The 4,581-nt window shown below is 40.7% G+C and carries 2 protein-coding genes; both read right to left on the reverse strand.

What is annotated here, in order from left to right:
- On the reverse strand, positions 1 to 892 hold an 892-nt coding region (locus tag CEX73_RS02695), incomplete at its 3' end, for an AAA family ATPase (protein WP_260081345.1).
- Between the two features lie 74 nt (positions 893 to 966).
- Positions 967 to 4,503, reverse strand: coding sequence for an exodeoxyribonuclease V subunit beta (recB, locus tag CEX73_RS02700; protein ID WP_101627051.1), 3,537 nt, complete (start codon positions 4,501 to 4,503; stop codon positions 967 to 969).
- Positions 4,504 to 4,581: the final 78 nt, after the last annotated feature.

A 4,581-nucleotide genomic window follows, 5' to 3' on the forward strand; every position in this document is an offset into this window, starting at 1 on the left:
GGGGCGGAAGAGCATCGATAAGATTAGCCATAATCCTAAAATCAATCATTGATGTTTCATTAATAATCAGAACATCTACATGTAGCGGATTATCACGATGGTAGCGCATGCGCTGGTTATTAGGTTGCACACCTAACAATCTATGTAAAGTCATTGCCTGACAGGCAATCTGTTGGCGCAAGCTGTTGTCTAATCTCATTTTCTGTATTGCTAAGGCAAAATACTCATTCATACTAGCAGCTACTTTGCCGGTTGGGGTAACTATAACAATGCGTAAACGTAAACACGTATTATCAATCATAAGCAATATTGCTGCTAATAGTTTAGCAACCATCGTGGTTTTACCAGTACCAGGACCGCCTGATATTAGCGCCACCTGTTCGGTTATGGCTACAGCAATAGCAATTTTCTGCCAGTCAATCATCTTATTTTTCGTAGGAAAAAGGCTATCTAGTACGACACGAATCCGTTTCTCATCATAAGCCACCAGCTTAAACGGTCGTTGAAAAAAGTTAGCAATAGTGCATTCATGTCGCCACATACGATGAAAATAAAGCCGCTGGTTATCTAGTACTAAGGGCGTTGAACGTGAACCATCGCTGACTGACTGTGATGTTAGTAGCAAAAATGGCCAAGCTTCAAACTTGGGGCTACCAACTTGTTGCCACGCCAGCCGTGCTAGTTTTGGGTAACGACCTTCGAATAATTTCTTTGGTGTCAACTGTGATAGCGGTAGACAAACATGTCCTACTCTTACATCAGCACTAAGACAAGCGCTTGCTAGCAATAATGCCTGCGGCGAATGCGATGGGGCTGCTATCATACGAGCAAATTGAATATCTAACGGTAGCCATAAACGTAGCTTCTGTGCCTGGAGTATGATTTCTTCCATCAAGATACCTGTCGCTTCAATTATTAATTAATATTTACACTTACATAACATAATTTTTTACCTAAATGTATTGCTTAGCAGCTAAACATCTGATCTAATTGATTTATAAACGCTACATCTGGCCGGCACGTGTAAATACTGTTATTAGACAAATCAGGACAATTCATGTCAAAACCACGGATAAACAGATAAAAAATACCCCCAAAATCACGTTGATAGTCGTAATCAACCAACCGGTGACGCATATAACGGTGCAGCGCTAGGGTATAAAGCTGGTATTGTAATTCGTATCGATGCGCGATCATAGCCTGCTCTACAGCTAGACTGGTGTAGGCATCATTATCTTCACCAAGCCAATTTGATTTATAATCCAGCAGGTAATAACGCTTTTGCCAACAGAACACAAGATCAATAACTCCTTTTAGGAGTCCTTTGACTGGTGGAAAATCAAGCGGTGGACACCGCGCGGATAACCGATCATAATGCTTACATAATTTGTCTATATCTTGCGCCTTAACCACTGTGTTTACAGATAGAACAAATGGTAACTCAGCGAAATAGCTCCCGCGATCTAGCCTATTCAGCGATAGTGTCGTACCGTTTAGCGACGTAGTAATTATTGTTTTGATCCACTGTTGGATCACTGGTAGCCAACGTTGATCAATACTATTTTTAGCTAGTTTCGTGCTCAAGCAATTACTATCTAGTTGCCTAGTAAAATCTATGGTTTCAAATAGGCTATGCAAAAATTTTCCAGCGAATACACCACATGGGAAAGTATGTGGTGTTGGTGGCTCTATATTCTGCTGACGGTTAGAGTTATTACTCGCTTCCTCTTCGACTTCTACATCTAGCCATGGTTGTAAATCTACCATTAACGATGTACTATGTCGCCGTAACCCGGTGTAACTAGTTACTCGCCAGATATCAAACTTAGGATTAGGCCAATATCGGGCGCTTAGAGCGACATTAACCGTCTTAGGTTGTGCTGGTACTAGTGTCAACGGTAAAGATTGTGGATGTTTAATGTCACATAATGCTATATCTCCTCTAGCACGAAACAAAAGCTTTTCTAATTGGTCACGTAAAAATTGAGCGTTTCCATAATTTCCCTGTTGTATGAGATAACCTAAGGCACTGAGGTGCAAATCGCTGGCACCCGTTTTTTTACGGTTACCGTGGAATAGCGGAGCTATGCCGATACAGCAGTGGTAAATAGAACGAGTCACCGCCACATACAGTAGCCTTAAATCTTCTGCTAGACGTTCCTCCTCCGCTAGTTTTATACTATTCGGCGCGGCACTTAGATCAAACCAAGCCTGATATTGTTGTCGGTCGTGAAATAATGACCATTTTGTCTGTCGGAAATTAGAAGCAAATGGCAGCAGAACTAGTGGAAACTCTAATCCTTTAGATTTATGTACTGTGACAATCTGCACCAGATTACGATCACTTTCTAGCCATAGTTGCTGATTTTTATCTTTATCATTTGGGAATCTAATCTGCGAAGCTAGCCAACGCACTAGCGCATATTCATTATTCAGTTGTACCGATGCGGCCTGTAACAACTCACCTAAATGTAACACGTTTGTTAGACAACGCTCACCGCCGCTGCAGGCTAGTAATAATTCAGCAATACTATTTCTGGTTATTATATAATGCAACATAGGCCAAACGCCGCGCTGTAGCCAAATGTCGCGGTAGGTAAAAAATTCAGCTCTCCATTTATTACGTAAGTGCTCATCAATATTGAAGGTATCGATAATATCTGCGTTACAGCTTAGTAAGCTGGTAGCTAAAGCACAGCGTAGTTTAGTATCTTGTTCAGGCTCCAAAACAGCCTGTAATAGCCACATTATTTCACGTGCTTCAGTTGTCTTAAATACGCTGTTAAAGTTAGAAAGGTAAATAGACTGAATCGACAATACTGTCAGGGCATCGCTAATCAGCGCTGCTTCGTTGCGATTACGTACCAAAATAGCAATATCCGATGCCTGCAATAACTCCTTTCCTTTATTATCTTCTAGCCAAGCAAGCCCAGCGGAAGCAGCTTTTAGCCAGTCGCTTACAGTAACTGCACACTGGCGCGCCATCATGTGTTGGTAATCGCTAACTCTCACGGCATTACTTACTTGTAGCCATAATCGCATTGCAGGTTGCGGTTGGTCGTGTAGTAAGAACCGTAAGTTAACGTTAGACTCTGCGGCTGCCACTGGTTTAAATGGAATGTCACGAAAAATAAAAGGCTTAGGTAAGCACAAGAATAGCTGGTTTACCGCATTAACCATTCCAGGAGCTGAACGCCAGTTAGTATCTAGTGTATAGTGATGCTTGACTAATTCACGTGCACGCATATATATAAAAATATCAGCACCACGAAACGAGTAAATAGCCTGCTTAGGATCTCCTATTAGTAATAATACTGAACTATTAGACACACCGTATAATCGATTAAATATGCGGTATTGCTGTGGGTCGGTATCCTGGAACTCATCGATCATCGCCACCGGATATCTACTGCGCACTGACTGTGCTAGCGCTTCGCCCCCTTTACTAGCTAGAGCACTATCGAAGCGCCTGAGTAGATCGTCAAATCCTATTTCATCCCGTAGTTTTTTTTCTTGCTCTAAAGCTTGACGTATCTCGTCGAGCGCTAACATCAAAATGAATTCTCGTAGTGAGAAAGGATTACGGTAGAATTGTTCTATAGACGCAAATAGTAAATGATGCGGTGGTTCTCCTTGGAGAGTATTTTTCTTCAGCACGGAAGTTTTAAATTGTTCTAGTTCAATCGGTATTTCGTAATCTATTGTTGGTTCATTAGCCCATAAGCTGATTTTTTTCAACCAAGATAATATTTTTGTCTTACTATATACTAATCTATTGAGATTATTGATATCTAGGATAATATGTAGATGCGGTGCAAAAGTACACCACTGTTGTTTTAAGGAATTAATATTAATAATAATGCGGTTATGACAATCAATAATTGACTCTTTTTGATACTGTATATTACAAATAACTAGCGCTTCGCTATGCAGGTAAGGTAATAGTTCCGTTAGTAAATCATTAGGGCTTTTCCATTGTTGCTGAACTATTCGCGCTACGTTCTCTGGTAATGGATAGCAGTAACGGCGCCAGAAGTCAGCGCTTATCTGCTGAAGTAAATGTGATTCATTTTCTAAAAACTTGTTCTGGAACAACACTCCAGATTCTAACGAGCCATAATTGAGCATTCTCTGGCAAAAACTATGAATGGTAAATATTGCTGCCTCGTCTATTTGCTGTTCTGCAGCAAGTAATTGACGTGCAGCTAGTGGTAAATTTGTGATTTGCACCAGCAGGTTTGCTAGCAGTGGATCATCACTATAGCCACAAAAACAGGATAGACGTAAACGGTGGATATTATCGCGGATACGGCTGCGTAGCTCTTGGGTAATAGCATCAGTAAATGTTACTAATAAAATTTCTTTTACACTTAATGGCCGAGCGTAGGCGGATTCTCCGCCTATCCCTAGTAGTAACCTGAGATAAAGCGCAACTAAAGTATAAGTTTTTCCGGTACCAGCAGAAGCTTCAATTAAGCAACTATGTTGAAGTGGTAAAGTCATAGGGTTAATAATACTTTCTACTGTACTCAATTAATTTTATTTCCTTTAGATGAGTGATACGAGGTATCGATATTTATC

The sequence above is a fragment of the Candidatus Palibaumannia cicadellinicola genome, from assembly GCF_002855795.1.
Classification (GTDB): Bacteria; Pseudomonadota; Gammaproteobacteria; order Enterobacterales; family Enterobacteriaceae; genus Baumannia; species Baumannia cicadellinicola_C.

Coding starts and splice junctions, on each gene's coding strand:
- recB (WP_101627051.1), bottom strand. CDS start 4,503: ATGACTTTACCACTTCAACATAGTTGCTTAATTGAAGCTTCTGCTGGT.